The organism is Bacteroidales bacterium (genome assembly GCA_035353855.1).
Lineage (GTDB): Bacteria > Bacteroidota > Bacteroidia > Bacteroidales > CG2-30-32-10 > DAOQAK01.
Genome location: DAOQAK010000018.1, coordinates 43,872 through 60,673, shown reverse-complemented (window position 1 = coordinate 60,673; position 16,802 = coordinate 43,872). Strand labels below are relative to the sequence as shown.

Annotated in this window: 11 protein-coding genes and 1 tRNA gene; 8 read left to right on the top strand and 4 right to left on the bottom strand. The window is 31.7% G+C overall.

Going from position 1 to position 16,802, the window contains the following annotated elements; translation table 11 throughout:
- On the top strand, positions 1–1,169 hold a 1,169-nt coding region (locus tag PKK00_06330; protein ID HNW98009.1), incomplete at its 5' end, for a hypothetical protein.
- 475 nt (positions 1,170–1,644) lie between these two features.
- On the opposite strand, the gene PKK00_06325 is transcribed toward PKK00_06330, so the two are convergent.
- Complete coding sequence (locus PKK00_06325) at positions 1,645–2,433, bottom strand: DUF4339 domain-containing protein (GenBank protein ID HNW98008.1); 789 nt, start codon at positions 2,431–2,433, stop codon at positions 1,645–1,647.
- Positions 2,434–2,773: 340 nt separating this feature from the next.
- Here PKK00_06325 and PKK00_06320 point away from each other — a divergent pair, with 340 nt between their 5' ends.
- From PKK00_06320 to PKK00_06305, 4 genes are all read left to right on the top strand, one after another.
- The gene (locus PKK00_06320) at positions 2,774–3,835 is read left to right on the top strand and encodes a hypothetical protein (protein ID HNW98007.1); all 1,062 of its coding nucleotides are present in this window, start codon (positions 2,774–2,776) and stop codon (positions 3,833–3,835) included.
- Between the two features lie 131 nt (positions 3,836–3,966).
- Positions 3,967–4,371 carry an energy transducer TonB gene (locus tag PKK00_06315; protein HNW98006.1) on the top strand — a complete coding sequence of 135 codons (405 nt, stop codon included), beginning with the start codon at positions 3,967–3,969 and terminating at the stop codon, positions 4,369–4,371.
- 195 nt (positions 4,372–4,566) lie between these two features.
- Positions 4,567–6,630 carry a M13 family metallopeptidase gene (locus PKK00_06310; GenBank protein HNW98005.1) on the top strand — a complete coding sequence of 688 codons (2,064 nt, stop codon included), beginning with the start codon at positions 4,567–4,569 and terminating at the stop codon, positions 6,628–6,630.
- A 361-nt stretch (positions 6,631–6,991) separates the two neighbouring features.
- Positions 6,992–10,756, top strand: a complete 3,765-nt coding sequence (locus PKK00_06305) for an Eco57I restriction-modification methylase domain-containing protein (protein ID HNW98004.1) — start codon at positions 6,992–6,994, stop codon at positions 10,754–10,756.
- 212 nt (positions 10,757–10,968) lie between these two features.
- Here the strand turns inward: PKK00_06305 and PKK00_06300 are convergent, their stop codons facing one another.
- From PKK00_06300 to PKK00_06290, 3 genes are all read right to left on the bottom strand, one after another.
- Positions 10,969–11,172: a hypothetical protein gene (locus PKK00_06300; protein HNW98003.1), complete on the bottom strand. Its 204-nt coding sequence runs from the start codon at positions 11,170–11,172 to the stop codon at positions 10,969–10,971.
- 1,642 nt (positions 11,173–12,814) lie between these two features.
- A tRNA-Ser gene (locus tag PKK00_06295) sits at positions 12,815–12,903 on the bottom strand.
- 45 nt (positions 12,904–12,948) lie between these two features.
- Entirely contained in the window at positions 12,949–14,073 is a 1,125-nt protein-coding gene (locus tag PKK00_06290) for a radical SAM protein (GenBank protein ID HNW98002.1), read from the bottom strand.
- Between the two features lie 79 nt (positions 14,074–14,152).
- Here PKK00_06290 and PKK00_06285 point away from each other — a divergent pair, with 79 nt between their 5' ends.
- The 3 genes from PKK00_06285 to PKK00_06275 all read left to right on the top strand — a co-directional run bounded on the left by PKK00_06285 (position 14,153) and on the right by PKK00_06275 (position 16,763).
- Complete coding sequence (locus tag PKK00_06285) at positions 14,153–14,386, top strand: hypothetical protein (protein ID HNW98001.1); 234 nt, start codon at positions 14,153–14,155, stop codon at positions 14,384–14,386.
- Positions 14,387–15,092: 706 nt separating this feature from the next.
- On the top strand, positions 15,093–16,262 hold the full coding sequence (locus tag PKK00_06280) for a hypothetical protein (GenBank protein HNW98000.1): 1,170 nt from the start codon (positions 15,093–15,095) through the stop codon (positions 16,260–16,262).
- Between the two features lie 216 nt (positions 16,263–16,478).
- On the top strand, positions 16,479–16,763 hold the full coding sequence (locus PKK00_06275; GenBank protein HNW97999.1) for a helix-turn-helix domain-containing protein: 285 nt from the start codon (positions 16,479–16,481) through the stop codon (positions 16,761–16,763).
- Positions 16,764–16,802: the final 39 nt, after the last annotated feature.

Here is a 16,802-nt window from a genome sequence, read left to right as displayed (position 1 = left end):
AAGTATATCGGTTCATTCAGGTATGCTTGCCTATTTTATCTCGTCCACCAATGATATTTTTGTATAAATCAAATATAGGAGATATGAAAAAAACAAAAATTTATTTATTAGCAATGCTTATTGCTTTTATTCCTGTTACATCTTGTAATAATGGCGACGATGATGATGATAACAATACAACCCCAACAGCATCGAATGTTGTTGAAATTACTGCAAATATTGATGCTGTTACAACATGGGTAACCGGGAAAATTTATGTTATAAAAAAATGGGATTTTTATGTAAATAATACACTTACCATTCAACCGGGTGTGATAATAAAATTTCATCCAACATCAGGACCAAATCTTACGCTTGGAAATACAGGAACTATTATCGCTAATGGTACTTCAGCAAGCCCAATTATTTTTACTTCATATAAAGATGATACCAATGGTGGCGATACCAATGGCGATGGAACAGCTACAACTCCTGCAAAAGCCGATTGGGGAACAATTAATCTTAATGGACTTAATGGATCTATTTTTACGTATTGTACTTTTATGTATAGCGGAATTAATCAATATGCTGCTCTGGAACTTTCAGCTGGTTCAAGCGCAACAGTTACTCATTGTACTTTTGCTCATAATGATGGTTCTTATTATTATGAGGGTGTATTGAATGGTACTAATTCCGGAGCTGCAACTGTAATTCAGCATAATGTTTTTTATGATAATGTTGTTCCTTTATCAGTAAGCACATTGTATGGACTCGACAGTACCAATACTTTTCATAATCCGGCTGATATTTCGCAAACCAATACTTATAATGCAATTTTTGTTGAGAGTATTAATGAAATTGAAACTCCAATCTCATGGCTTGAAGATGAAGTTCCTTATGTAATTGATGATAATGATTTTTGGATTGAAGCAGCGCTTACGCTTGGCGATAATGTTGTGTTGAAATTCAAACCTTCTTCGGTTATTGTTTTGAATAATGGCGCGAATCCTATAGTTAACTACAATGGTTCCGGTGTATATTTTACTTCATATAAAGATGATACTAAGAAGGGCGATACAAATGCCGATGCTTCTGCAACATCACCTGCAACAGCAGACTGGGAAGGTATTTACAATAATGTTTCTTCATTATATGAAACATGGTCGAATATAAGTTACGACAACCATTAATAGAACTTAATAAATAAAAAATGCCTTTGAAATTTCAAAGGCATTTTTTATTTATTACCAATTGTTAATTTAAAATAGTCCAAAGGATATTTTAAATTTTACAATGGTTATGCCGATGACATAGATGTTATAGTACAATTTATTGGACTATTACATATATACAATCGGTATAACTGATGTTTCGCAGGATTCAAAAAAATTTTAAAAAAACTATAATTAATAAGGATTTTAAGAGTATATGCCACCCACCTTGCTCGCCTCGCTGCGAAGCCGGCCGACGAGGCAGATAGGCACAACCCAATTAACTGAACTTGTTTGTAAGCTATATGGTCTTGAAAGTGTAGTACCTAAGGTACAATAAGAAGTGTGTTGTGCTTTTTTTTACCAAGCTGTTGTCCCTAAAGGGACATATAATAACATAATGTTGTTTCGATACAAATTATAATTTTGCGTAACATCAGTTATTTAATTTTTTTTACAAAAGCATATTTATTTTTCCTATCAATTCATCTGCTTCTTTCTTAGCATAGAATACCGAACCGGGCACAGGCCACAAATAATCTTTTCCTTCAAGCGAAACTTTTAATTCCCATTTTTTAGTTACAACTCTTTTCGGAACTCCGCCAATGTTACCAGCTGTTACAAATCTGCTTGACGAACTTTTTTCAATGTGAAAACTTTTAATTTTATTTCCCCAGTTTTCTTTATGGATTTTTCTTTCACTCGGGCGATTGACCCAAAGAATATTTTCAGAATGATTAACTCCTATCTGGTAAATTTCTTTTCCTGACGACATTGCCCAAAAGTACAATGGAAGAAAAATAATTCCGATAAATGTAATTACTATTCCAAGTCCAGTTGTGTTCTCTTGTGGGTTTGATGCAGCAATTAAAGCTATTCCCATAAAAGTGAAAAATACAAACATAAACATGCAAAATGCTGGTAATGATTTGCGGTTACTGCTTTTCCACACTCTCACCGAAACGCTTGCATCTCTTTTATTGTTTTGCAACCCGGGAGTTGAAGCATGTGGCTCTGACTTTGAATTTTGTTTTCCGGTACTTACATTTGTTGTTGGTGGCGGTGGTGGCGTTGAAGAGAACATTGACTTTATTTCATCAAGTTCATTTGCTTTTAACCAATTTGACAAACCATTGTACCAAACCAAAGTATCTTGTTTTATTCCTGATAATTTCAATTCAGTAAAAGTCAATGGACCAATTTGTATTCCATCATCTAAGAAGTAATATTTTTTTTCTTCCATAAAATTCTTTTTTATCAAATATAAAAAATATTGCTTAAAAGTACACTGAATCTTTACAAATTTGCAAAAAGCAAAGATGTTTAGATTCAGTAATACTGAGCGAATAAGTTTCGGAATTTTCGCAAACTCATTCAGTCGAAGTATAAATGATGTATGATGTGAAAATGATATGAGATTTAAATGTTAGTGCATTCGTGGTAAAAATATTTATTTCCTTTTTAATAATTTTTTGAAAATGGGTAATAATAATTGAAGTGTTAAAATTGCAATTCTAATCGATGCTTGTTAAAAAAATTAAAAAACATTTCATATATTTGTATACAAAATAACATAATTTATTATGAGAAAAACGAAAACTTTTATATCTGTAATAGCTTTGGTAATTTTTAGTTTTATTTCATGTAAGCATGATTCAAATGTTGATCCCAAAATTGTTGATGTTACCGCAAATATTGATGATGCTACAACATGGGAAACAGGTAAAATATATGTAATTAAGAAAGCTGATTTATTTGTTAATAATGAACTCACCATTCAGCCTGGTGTTGTTATCAAATTCCATCCTGCCTTAGGATCTGGCTTAATGCTTGGTGGTTCGGGGAAAATAATTGCCAATGGTACTTCTGACAGTAAAATAGTTTTTACTTCATATAAAGATGATGTTCATGGCGGAGATAACAATTATGATGAAAATGCAACATCGCCGGCAGTAGGTGATTGGGGAACAATTAACCTGAACGGGATAAGTGGTTCTGTTTTTCAATATTGTGAGTTCATGTTTAGCGGAAAGAATAAATGTTCAGCTTTAGAAATTTCAGCATCAGCATCGGCAACAGTGAAGAATTGTATTTTCAGAAACAATGATGGCCTTTATAACGAAGGTGGTGCTTTGAATGCATCAGCATCAGGCGAATCAACAATAATTGAAGATAATATTTTTTATAATAATAATATTCCGTTATCAATAGCTGCAAAATATAATTTAGGAAATTCTAATACTTTCCACAATCCCGATAATGCATCAGAAAAAAATAAATACTGTGCTATCTTTGTAAGTGGCAGCAGTATTGATAATCCTATTTCCTGGAGTGAAGACGAAGTAGCATATTTTCTAAAACATAACGGTGATTTTGTAGTTAATTCAACACTTACGCTGGGTGATAATGTTGTAATTAAAGCATTAGGCGAATATGCTGATATTTTTTTAATGAATGGCGAAAGTTCTATTATAAATTTTAATGGTTCAGGAGTTTATTTCACATCTTATAAAGATGATGCACATGGAGGCGATTCTAATGGAGATGGCAATACAACCAGCCCTGCTGATGCTGACTGGTTCGGGGTTGTCGACGGTTCATTTGTTTCATATACTTGGTCGAATATTTTATACGATGGTGTGTAATATATCATGAAAATATTTCAAAGCTCTTGATTATTCAAGGGCTTTTTTATTCCTGGTATTTTATCGGTTAATAATTTTTTGTTGCTGCTTATATTTTTTTACTTTTACTTTTCATATTTAAAATATTAATTATGAGAAAAATATTTTTTGTGATTTTCCTTTTATCAAATTCAATTATTTATTGCCAGGAAAACGACACACAGAAAAAAAGTTCCGATAATATAAACTTTACTTTTAAAACCGATCAGGAGCCATATTATCCAAAAGGTGATGCAGAATTCATAACTTTTTTTTATAAAAATATTAAGTTTTCCGACGAGGCTATTGATAATAAATTAAGCGGAGAAGTAATGGTAAGCTTTGATGTTATGCCCGATAGTACCCTAGCCGATATTAATATTTTAAAGGGAGTTGATTCTTTCATCGATGCGGAAGTTTTACGTATATTGAAAGAAATAAAATATGCTCCCGGAATTATTGATGGAACAAAAACAAAAATGAATGTAATTCTTTATATTCCTATCAAAGCTCAATAATTTTATATATTGAATTAATCTTTAAGCATCATACAATTAAAAGTGAAATTATAATTCAGTAAATTCGATTTGTTTTTGTTTAAATAATCTGCCTGTTTGTATTCTGCAATAGCTGGTACGTATACTTTCAGGAAAAATCTATTAATAAACGGATTCCTTTTCCTATTTTTGTAATGAATAATAAAATCAAATTATATGAAAAGCAAATCAACAATTAAATTAATTGCATTATTAATTTTATCATTCTCAATTATGACAGGATGTTCAAAGCGTAACAAGAAGAAAGATGATAAAGAAAAAGTTCCGGCTATTGATTTAACAAATTTAGATCAGACAATTAAACCGGGAGCTGATTTCTTTAAGTATGCCAATGGCGGATGGCTTAAGAAAAATCCGATACCTGAAGAATACAGCCGTTATGGTGCATTCGAGGTATTGCAGGAAAAAAATTACAATGATTTAAAATCAATTTTAGAAGATGCTTCTAAAAATAAAAATGCTGAGAAAAACAGCAACGAGAAAAAGATAGGAAACTTTTATGCAAGCGGTATGGATTCCGCAAAAATTAATAAAGATGGAATTGCTCCACTTAATGATGAGTTTGCTAAGATCGATGCAATAAAAACAAAAGATGAGCTGACTAAAGAAGTTGCACATCTTCATGAAATAGGGCTGGGTCCATTATTTTATGTTTATGCAGGACAGGATGAAAAAAATAGTGAAATGGTCATTGCCCAATTGTACCAGGGCGGTTTAGGAATGTCGGATCGTGATTATTATCTTGAAGATGATGCACGCTGTAAGGAAATCCGCAGTGAGTATGAAAAATATGTTACAAAAATTTTCAAACTCATGAATGATGATGATAAAACAGCTAAAGAAAACGCTTCAACAATTCTATCTCTTGAAACTAAAATTGCAAAAGCTTCATGGACACGTCTTGATTTAAGAGACCCTGTAAAAGGATATAATAAAATGTCGGTTGCCGATTTGCAAAAAAAATGTCCTGAAATAAAATGGGATGAATATTTTGCAGCAATCGGTTTGAAAAACCCCGGTGATATTAATGTTGGACAACCATCGTTTTTTGTTGACTTAGCAAAAATTATTAAAAATGAGAATATCAATGTTTGGAAAACTTATTTGCGATGGAACCTGGTTAATGGTTCAGCAGGTTATTTAAGTTCTGATTTTGAACAGGCATCATTCGATTTCTATTCAAAAGTGATGAGCGGAAAAACTAAAATGCAGCCTCGCTGGAAACGTGTGCTGAATGCTACAAATGGAGCTTTAGGCGAAGCAGTAGGTCAGATTTATGTAAAAAAATATTTCCCACCCGAAGCAAAAACTTCTATGCTTGAACTGGTAAATAATCTTAAACTTTCGTTACGCGATCGCATTTCTGTATTAACATGGATGGGCGCTGCAACAAAAGAAAAAGCATTGGCAAAACTCGATGCAATGAATGTAAAAATTGGTTATCCTGATAAGTGGAGAGACTATTCTAAACTTGAAGTTACTACAGATTCATATGTGATGAATGCTTTAAATGCTGAAAAATTCAATTTTGAATTCCAGATGAGTAAAGTAAACAAACCGGTTGACCGTGATGAATGGCATATGAATCCTCAGACCGTGAATGCATACTATAGTCCTAATATGAATGAAATAGTATTCCCTGCTGCTATATTACAACCACCTTTCTTTAATAAAGATGCTGATGCTGCTGTTAATTATGGTGCGATAGGCGCTGTTATTGGTCATGAAATGACTCACGGTTTTGATGACCAGGGAAGACAATATGATAAAAAAGGTAATCTTACCGATTGGTGGACTAAAGATGATGCTGCTAAATTTACTAAACAAACTTCAGTACTTATTGAACAGTATGATGCATTTAAAATTTTAGATTCACTGCATGTTGATGGTAAACTTACCATTGGCGAAAACATTGCTGATGTTGGTGGTGTAACAGTTGCTCTGAATGCATTGAAAAAAGTTATGCAGGAAAAAAATGATACTGCAAAAATTGATGGGTTTACCCAAGAACAAAGATTTTTCCTTTCATATGCCGCAGTATGGAGAACTAATATTCGCGACAAAGAACAAATGCGTCGCCTGAAAGAAGATGTGCATTCACCTGCTATTGCAAGAGTAAATGCAACATTAAGGAATATTCCTGATTTTTACAATGCATTTAGTGTGTCAGAAAATGATGCATTATATCTTGCTCCCGATAAAAGAGCAAAAATTTGGTAACCTGTACAATATGTTTTTTTACTACCGTTATGATTGATGTAGTTTATTCCACAGATTAAAAACTACAAAAAGAGGGTAGAGCAAAAAGCCGGCTGGAGACAGCCGGTTTTTTGTTGAATTAATACAAGCAAAAATGTATTAATTCAATTAAAATTTTATTTACCTTTCAATTCTTTTATTAACTTGGCAGTATCATTTTAGGTAATTTTTATTTTTGGGCTAAAGCCCGTTATTATTGATAGTTATTAACCCCGACCTTAAGGTCGGGGTTATTCAGGCAACAAGAACATAAAGGACTTTAGTCCTTACATTAAAAATTATCGAATGATTAATTATATAATATTAAGGTATAAATATATTTATGATAAAGCTGAATAAGGAAAACCCGCGCAAATCATTAAATAAAGCTTTTCTCAAAATCAAACCGCAACGGAATGATATTGAAAAATTCAAAAAGAATCTGATAGATGTTTTAGATAAAATAAATGAAAATGAATCGGAAGAATATCATAAAAATCTTGTTTCCGACTTTTTAAAGAATACGTATTACAGTCCCGAACATTTTATTAATACAAAAGGCAGGAATGACCTGGTTATTCATAATGGTAAGGATGCAAAATCAACCGTTGGTGTAATCATCGAAGCAAAGAAACCTTCTAATAAGCCCGAAATGCTAAGCCCTGAGAATATTAATGTAAAAGCATTTCATGAACTTATTTTATATTACCTGCGTGAAAGGATTACTTTAAAAAATCTTGAGATTAAATATCTTGTTGCAACAAATATTTTTGAGTGGTATATTTTTGATGCCAGTTTATTTGAAAAATTATTTGCTCAAAATAAACGGTTAATTCAAAAATTTACTGATTTTGAAGAAGGTCGTCTTTCCGGTAAAGACACAGCATTTTTTTATAAATCAATTGCCGAACCCTTTGTAAAAGAACTTGAATCAGAAATTTCATTTACATATTTTAATATTCGTGAATATAATGCTCCGTTACGAAATAATGATAAAAACGATGATAATAAACTGATTTCCCTTTTTAAATTATTATCGCCGCAACATTTATTAAAGCTTCCTTTCCTGAACGACAGCAATAGCCTGGATAAAACTTTTTATTCGGAATTACTTCACATTATAGGGCTTGAGGAAACAAAAGACGGAAGTAAAAAACTGATCGGTCGTAAAGATAAGAACCGTTACAGTGGTACTTTTATTGAAAGCGCCATCATGCAAATTGATACTCTTGATAAAATTTCACGATTAAATAATCCATCTCAATATGGCGACACCAAAGATATAAGATTATATAATGTCGCTCTCGAGCTTGTGATTACATGGATTAACAGGATATTGTTTTTGAAATTGCTCGAAGCCCAGTTAGTAACATATCACAAGGGAGATAAGAATTTTCAATTCCTGAATATTGAAAAAATTAAAGATTTTGATGAGCTGAACACATTGTTCTTCCAGGTTCTTGCGCGCAAATACAATGAACGCAATGACGAAATCAATAAGCATTTTCCCAATGTGCCGTACCTGAACAGTTCTTTATTTGAACCAACTGAAATTGAACACCAGGCAATATTTATCAGCAGCCTTCGCTCCGAAAATAAAATTCCGATTTTATCAAACACGGTGTTAAAAGACCACAACGGCAAAAGAAGAAGCGGCGAACTGAATGCCCTTGAATATATTTTTGAATTTCTGAATGCTTACGATTTCAGCAGCGAAGGTTCTGAAGAAATACAGGAAGAAAATAAAACGCTTATCAATGCTTCTGTATTGGGATTGATATTTGAAAAAATAAACGGTTATAAAGATGGTTCGTTTTTTACACCCGGGTTTATTACCATGTATATGTGCCGCGAAACAATACGTCGCGCTATTTTGCAAAAGTTCAGAGATGAAAAATCGTGGGAGTGTAATGATTTAACAGAACTTCATAATAAAATTACCGATAAGCAGGAAGCTAATAAAATTATAAACAGTTTAAAAATTTGCGACCCGGCTGTAGGTTCTGGGCATTTCCTGGTTTCAGCGTTGAACGAAATTATTGCGGTTAAAAGTGAATTGAAAATTTTATACGACAGTAATGGAAAATCATTAAAAGATTATGCAGTTGAAGTAGTAAATGATGAACTGGCAATTACCGATGAAGACGGGAAAGCATTTGTGTATAACCCTAACAACGATGAAAGCCGCAGGGTGCAGGAAACATTATTTCTTGAAAAGCAAACCATAATCGAAAACTGTTTGTTTGGTGTTGACATCAATCCCAACTCTGTAAAAATTTGTAGTTTGCGATTGTGGATTGAGTTGCTTAAAAATGCTTATTACAAAGCGCCCGATTTTAAAGAACTGGAAACGCTTCCGAATATCGATATCAATATTAAATGCGGAAACTCGCTCATAAGCCGTTACGAGCTCGACTCGGATATTAAGAAAGCTTTGAAAAAAAGTAAATGGAGCATTGACAGTTACCGCCTCGCGGTAATGTCGTATCGTAATGCTAAGAGCAAAGAAGAGAAACACGATTTGGTAAAACTAATTGAAAAAATCAAAAACGATTTTGAAAGCGAAGTTGCCAGTAACGACAAGCGTTTCCTGAAACTGAATAAAATTAAAGGCGAACTGGTTGCACTTACTACGCAAACTACAATGTTCGAAAGAAGCAAAGCGGAAAAAACCGAATGGAATAAAAAAATAAAAACACTTACTGCCGAAATAAAAAAACTGGAAGATATAATTGAACAAATTAAAAGCAATAAAATCTATGAAAATGCTTTTGAGTGGCGCTTTGAATTCCCTGAAGTATTAAATGATGATGGTGACTTTGTTGGTTTTGATGTGGTAATTGGAAATCCACCTTATATAAGACAAGAAGCATTTTCTGAAATCAAAACATATCTAAAAGATAATTTTGTTGTTTATAATTCTATTGCTGATATTCTTACTTATTTTGTTGAGCAAGGTTATAAAATTCTTAAATCAAATGGCATATTTCAATTTATTATTTCGAATAAGTTTACTCGTGCTAATTATGGTAAAGAAATAAGGAAATTTCTTGTCGGAGAAACAAAATTGACGCATTTTATTGATTTTAGTGGGTTGCCAGTTTTTGATGAAGCTACTGTTGATGCGGCTATTCTAGGCTATATTAAAAATATAAAGGAACAGAACCAATTCGTATATGCAAATATTATTAAGGAAGAATTTAGAATAAATGAATTTGAAAATTATATTTCAGGTATAAAAAAATATTTTTCGCAAAACGAGTTGAATCAAAATACATGGGCTTTTGAGAATGAAGTAGTTTTAAAGATTAAAAGAAAAGTTGAATCTCAAGGCATCCCTTTGAAAGATTGGGATATTACAATTAATTATGGAGTAAAGACAGGTTGTAATGAAGCTTTTATAATTGATGATAATAAAAAATCGGATTTAACAATTGCGGATAAAACAAGCGAAAAGATTATTGTTCCTTTATTAAGAGGTAGAGATATTCAAAAATATTTTCCTGAATATCAAAATTTATGGCTGATTGCAACATTTCCAAGTTTAAAATTGAGAATTGAAGAATATCCCACAATAAATTTTTGGTTAAAATCTTTCGGCCGAAAATTAGAACAATCTGGTGAGACAGGCTCAAGAAAAAAAACAAATAATAATTGGTTTGAAACTCAGGATAACATTGCTTATTGGAAGGAATTTTATTTGCCCAAGATAATATATCCTAATATGACAAAGTATATGCCTTTTGTAATAGATATTGATGAACATTATTTTCATAATGATAAATCTTTTCATATAATTGCTGAAAGGATTTATTGGTTAGGAGCTTTTTTAAATTCAAAATTATTCAAATATTGTTTTAAAGATAATTTTCCAGAATTATTAGGTGGTACACGTGAGTTACGAAAAGTATTTTTTGAACCAATTCCTGTAAAACAAATTTCCGAAGAACAAGAAAAACCATTTAAAGAATTAATTTCTCAAATTATTTCATTAAAAAAATCAGATTCGTCTACAGATACCACTGCACTTGAAAGCGAGATAGACCGCATGGTGTATAAGCTGTACGAACTAACGGAAGACGAAATTGCAATAATTGAAAACTCGTAACTATACTGAATCTTGACGAATTTGACTTTGCAAATTCGTCAAGATTCAGTATATTCATAACTTATTTTATTTTAAAGGTATTCATGAGATCACAAGTTCGGTTGCAAAAATTTCCTATTCGTGACAAGTCGGGATAAATCAGCATAACAGAATCTAAGCACAGTTTGTTTTCCAAATCTGCTAAGATTCTGTATAAATGGATAGTCCTGATTTTAATTCAGGTTGCTATCAATAAAATGATCGGGGACTTCTTCCCAGGAACTGCATTTTTTTGAAACATTTCTTTTAAATGTGCGGAACAGTTCCCTGTTATCAAAATTTTCATCCGAAAAATGCTGCTTGATAGTTTCCTCTAAAGCCTTTCTTAAATCGGTATCGAGGTAATCGATAATGGAGTCAATTTTTATTCGTGCCATTAATATTTTATTTTAAAATTCTAAAATATAGTTAAATAATAATTTTATTAATCATTCATTTCTTTTGTCTGTATTAGCCTAATAAAGTTATTTTATAAATGTAATTAACTTTAAAAGTAAATCAAACTTTAACTTTTAAAAAAACATATTCAATTATTTAAAATATTATATATGTATTCTAAGAAATTATAAAATCAATAGTTAAACAATAAGTATTAATAGATTGAATTTATTTAAAAAAAGTATAATATAAAAACAATTTAAATTTTAAAAACCCTATACTTATAAGTAATTACCCTTAGCGTGTAGGTAATAACCCTTATTTTTAATATGATGATAATACTCCGGAAAAATGGTGAGGATTGAAGTGTAATAAGGGTTATAAATGAAATGATTAATAATTTAAAAACAATAGTGTCCAAAACGTTTTTTTTAACAAGAACAAAGTCATTGATTCTATTGAATATTACCAATCATATTCCTGTTTTTTTTCAAAAAAGACCCCACTGATAAATTTTTAATTCAAATGTTTCTGTATTCTCAAATGGCTTAACTAGCCATAGTTGTAAGTTAATTTTAACGAACAAATTTAATCGTATAAACCAAACCAAGTTTGAAAGATGCCATTTGAATTTAGCAATTGCTTTTAATATAAGAATCGTTATTAGAGCAGTCCGGATTTTATCATTACTACATTTTCGCTTGTGTCAATAAACGATTTAATGTGTAGCAGTTGTTTTATTTCTCTGAAGAATATTTCCACCTGCCAACGATTTTTGTAAATTTCGCCAATAGTGTTTGCAGTCCAAGTCATTTAATTCGTAATAATTTCGATAGTTTGTTTATTTACATCATCCCAAACAACCACTCTTCTTAGTCTTTTTGGATATTTATTTTTTGATGAAGTATTTTTGAGTTTGATGATTTCATCTATAAGAATATGTTAGTGTCTGTTCTCAGGCAATTCGTTTTCTTTAATAACAGTGTATTGAATATTTTCTATGTGCCTAATCACAAAATAACCATCCTTGCTGTCCCCAATATTTAATAGTGAGAAGTCGTTATAAGATCGGTCGGCGACAACAACGCTTCCTTTCAATAATGGAATATCATACGCCCCTTTATTATCAGCTGTTTTACATCATTTCTTATTTTAATCGTTTAGGATACAATTGGTATAAAATCAATAAAAACATACTCACTTCGTTCGTATTGTTTTTTTATTTTCTTCAAAAGCATTAAATATAATTTGATATTGAACGACAAACAACAAACTCCGCTATGGCGGAAAACGAGAAACATTACACGGGATTATTCGCTGCGCTCATGATCCCGAAAGGGGAGGCTAAAATCAATAAAAACATACTCACTTCGTTCGTATTATTTTTTTATTTTCTTCAAAAGCATTAAATATAATTTGATATTGAACGACAAACAACAAACTCCGCTATGGCGGAAAACGAGAAACATTACACGGGATTATTCGCTGCGCTCATGATCCCGAAAGGGGAGGCTAAAATCAATAAAAACATACTCACTTCGTTCGTATTATTTTTTTATTTTCTTCAAAAGCATTAAAATAAATTTTATGCTTTTTCCGAAAATAAAAAAAGCTCCTGACGGAGCTGTTTTTATTGATTTGCGGAGAGAGGGGGATTCGAACCCCCGGTTCGCCTTACGGTGAACAACGGTTTTCGAGACCGCCGCATTCGACCACTCTGCCATCTCTCCGAATTATCTGCAAATTTAATTTTATTTTTTTAAATGGGATGATATTTATATATTCATTTTATCATGGAAATATTTACTGTGTCCGGTTTCAATAATTTCACAGATAATTTTCTCTGTTAAATTTCCAATACCTTTTAATGATGTAAGATTATTTTTTATTTCAGAAACAGGTGTTTTAAGTTCTGATATTGATCTTGCGGCAAGACCAAAAAATGAATCTTCACCTTTTAGTTGCTGGATGTAATTTAAATGTTCGAGCATCACTATGATTTTATCATTCATTCCCAATAAGCCGGAATATACATGAAAAGGAATTCTAACAGGTATATGATATTTTTTTACAAGTGAGAAAAATTTCTTGTTAATACCGCAGTAATACTCATTGTTTGCATTTCCCCATTTTGAAGGCGGATATATTTCTTGATATGTCTTTATTAATGAAGGTTTGAATTCAGATAATGTATTAATGAAATGTTGTTTTTGTTTTCCTTCTTTTAAAGTCATTCCACCGAAAATTATGAAATCGATACCTGCATTTCTTGCTTTACTTATACTTTCTTCTAAAAATTCATCAGTATCGGTAATGTACGGAATGACGGGCATCAGGAACATTCCGCAGTTTATTCCCTGTTCTTTAATTTTTTTTATTGCATCTAATCTTTCAGATGGCGAAGGAACTCCGGGTTCAAAAATTTTACTGACAATGTCATTGCAACTTGAAAAACTGAAACTAATAATTGCTTTTGATTGTTTGTTGATTTTTGAAATGATTTCCAAATCCCTTAATACCAATGTTGATTTGGTTAAAATATGAACAGGGTATTTGTATTTTTCAATCAACTCAAGTGTCTTTCCCGAGAGAAAATATTTTTTTTCAATAGGCTGATATGCATCGCAAACGCCGCCACCTAAAAGAACAAAACCTTTTCGTAAGGGGACTCTTTTATTTGTAGGGTTTAATTCTTTATCAAGTAATTCTATTGCATTTATTTTTACATCAACATTATGTCCGAATTCATTTGTTATATTATATTTTTCTGCGCGTCCGTCGCAGTATGAGCAATTGTGTGTACATCCGCGATACAGGTTCATGCCACATGATGAGATAAACCAACTGTCGACACATTTTTGTTTGCGGAGAATTGATTTTGCTACGATTTCATTAATCATAAATCAAAGTTATAAAATATTAAATGTAGAATGAAAGAAATAAAATCAGGAATAACAGAAAAACGCCAAATCAGTCACTGTGGAAAACCTCAAACAATTAACGACAAACAACAAACGTTACACGGGATTATTCGCTGCGCTCATGATCCCGGCAGGGGGAGCTAAAATCAATAAAAACATGCTCACTACGTTTGCATTATTTTTTATTTTAGGAAAAAGCATTAAATATAATTTGATATTGAACGACAAACAACAAACTCCGCTATGGCGGAAAACGAGAAACATTACACGGGATTATTCGCTGCGCTCATGATCCCGAAAGGGGAGGCTAAAATCAATAAAAACATACTCACTTCGTTCGTATTATTTTTTATTTTCTTCAATCGGATAAATATAATTTGATATTGGACAACAAACTCCGCTGTGGCGGAAAACAACAAACAAGAAACATTACACGGGATTATTCGCTTTGCTCATGATCCCGGCAGGGGGAGCTAAAATCAATAAAAACATGCTCACTACGTTTGCATTATTTTTTATTTTAGGAAAAAGCATTAAATATAATTTGATATTGAACGACAAACAACAAACTCCGCTATGGCGGAAAACGAGAAACATTACACGGGATTATTCGCTGCGCTCATGATCCCGAAAGGGGAGGCTAAAATCAATAAAAACATACTCACTTCGTTCGTATTATTTTTTTATTTTCTTCAAAAGCATTAAAATAAATTTTATGCTTTTTCCGAAAATAAAAAAAGCTCCTGACGGAGCTGTTTTTATTGATTTTGCGGAGAGAGAGGCTCTGTAAACTTCCCTCTCCAAGCGTTGATAATTCAGTGTTTCAATTTTTAATCTTAATTTTGCAACCGAATTTGCAACCTATTTTGTTTCTTTTGTTTTCTTCTTAAAGAACTTTTTTGCTTCGCTGCAAAGGTAAATAAAATAAAGGAAAATCAGAGAAAAATCTTCATTTATTTTATATATTTTTACACATTATTTTAATCAATTATTTTTCCATGCATTTGGATGCTATTTCTTACCTTCATTCACTTTTCGATAATGCCCTGAAAGCAGCAGAGCTTGACATTAAAACGTATCTTTATAAATTCAATTTAAACAAACATAAAAAAAGCAAATCGCTTGAAGAACTTGACACACTACTACAATCCGAACTATCGTCCCTTGCCTCTAAAATAAAGGAATTGGGCTATTATGATTATTTCGACAATTACCAAAACAAAGAAATTCTTTTTTCCATTTTCCAGTCTCAGTGCATGGATTCCGACAATTTAGATATAGAGCAAACCATTCTGAAATCAAGCGTAACACTGCATTCACAGCAAGCTCATATCGAAGATTGTTTAAATGAAATTGATGATACCGATATTCAGGATTTATTCTGTCGCATTAACGATATTATTTATAATGTAGAATTATTCATGAATAACAAAATTGATGTTATAAAGAACGATAACCTTCATGATTTGTTTAATAAACTTTTGAAAATTGTTGTAAAGCCTGATAACTTCACAGAAGCCAATATTTCTACGTTATCTAAATATTGGGATGTTCTTAATGGTCTTAACTATGCTTTCGATAAAGGTGAATTTGATGATAATATTGATTCTGAAAATGAAATTTTCATCAAGGTAATGAATGATTGCTTTAAAATTGCTGATACTTTATTAGACTTTCTCGACAACCATAATTTGATTCCCGAAGAAGAAGAGCGTCCATCAATTCTTGATATTATGCTCAAAAAAGAAAAACCTGAATCAACAGTTAAATCAGCAAAACAAGCTGCAAAAAAATCAATTCCTAATTCCTTTTCATATATAAAATATACCAGTCATCTCACACATATCACAGATATGTTAGGAGCATTGAAGAAAAATAAATTTGTTGCTGATAATACCGAATTAAAAGACTTTCGCAAAATCTTTAACAATACTTTGCCTGATTCTCAAGTCGTTTGGACAGGCAACATTTCCGAGCTTGTTTATTTCGTCAAAGTCCTACACAGTTTTCCGGGTTTATTCGAGGATTTAAAATCTAATATTTGGAAAGTTACTGCTAAACTTTTTATTGATAGTAATGGAAATCCATTTGATTGGAAAAAATTCAGAAGCCAGAAAACACCTGCAAGAGCAACTGTTTTAGACAAGGCGGTTGCTCACCTTAAATAATACTCTACTCTATACTAAACTTTCCTTAAATTTATTTAACACAGTCATTTTTTATGCCTGTTGTTATTATTGTTTTTACTAATACTCTACACTCTACATTCCACTCTGCTGCTTCATATAGCCTGTTTTTACTGGCATTTCCATTATTTTCTTTGTATCGTTTTTTCGCGCAGAAAACAAAAATTCAATTTTTTGTAATATCTAAAATTTAAAAAAATGGAAGTAATAACAATTACCTCAGAAGCATTTCAGGAAATTATCAATAACATTTCTGAAATCAGTAAAAGAATTGATAAAGCTAACAAGCAAAATCCTTTATCCGAAGTCTGGCTTGATACCTCTGATGCCGCCATGCTTTTAAAAATATCTAAAAGAACACTTCAAAACTACCGTGATACTGGCATTATCGGCTTTAGTCAGATTGGAGGCAAAGTATATTTTAAAGCTTCCGACATCGAAGAGCATCTATCAAAGCATTACAACAAGGCTATTAAAAAGTAAAAATTGGTAAACTTCTATCAGTCTATATTAAGGGTAAAA

Excerpts from the sequence above, each read along its gene's own strand:
- PKK00_06275 (HNW97999.1), top strand. The coding sequence starts at position 16,479 with ATGGAAGTAATAACAATTACCTCAGAAGCATTTCAGGAAATTATCAAT.
- PKK00_06290 (HNW98002.1), bottom strand. The coding sequence starts at position 14,073 with ATGATTAATGAAATCGTAGCAAAATCAATTCTCCGCAAACAAAAATGT.
- PKK00_06315 (HNW98006.1), top strand. The coding sequence starts at position 3,967 with ATGAGAAAAATATTTTTTGTGATTTTCCTTTTATCAAATTCAATTATT.
- PKK00_06300 (HNW98003.1), bottom strand. The coding sequence starts at position 11,172 with ATGGCACGAATAAAAATTGACTCCATTATCGATTACCTCGATACCGAT.
- PKK00_06305 (HNW98004.1), top strand. The coding sequence starts at position 6,992 with ATGATAAAGCTGAATAAGGAAAACCCGCGCAAATCATTAAATAAAGCT.
- PKK00_06310 (HNW98005.1), top strand. The coding sequence starts at position 4,567 with ATGAAAAGCAAATCAACAATTAAATTAATTGCATTATTAATTTTATCA.
- PKK00_06280 (HNW98000.1), top strand. The coding sequence starts at position 15,093 with ATGCATTTGGATGCTATTTCTTACCTTCATTCACTTTTCGATAATGCC.
- PKK00_06320 (HNW98007.1), top strand. The coding sequence starts at position 2,774 with ATGAGAAAAACGAAAACTTTTATATCTGTAATAGCTTTGGTAATTTTT.
- PKK00_06325 (HNW98008.1), bottom strand. The coding sequence starts at position 2,433 with ATGGAAGAAAAAAAATATTACTTCTTAGATGATGGAATACAAATTGGT.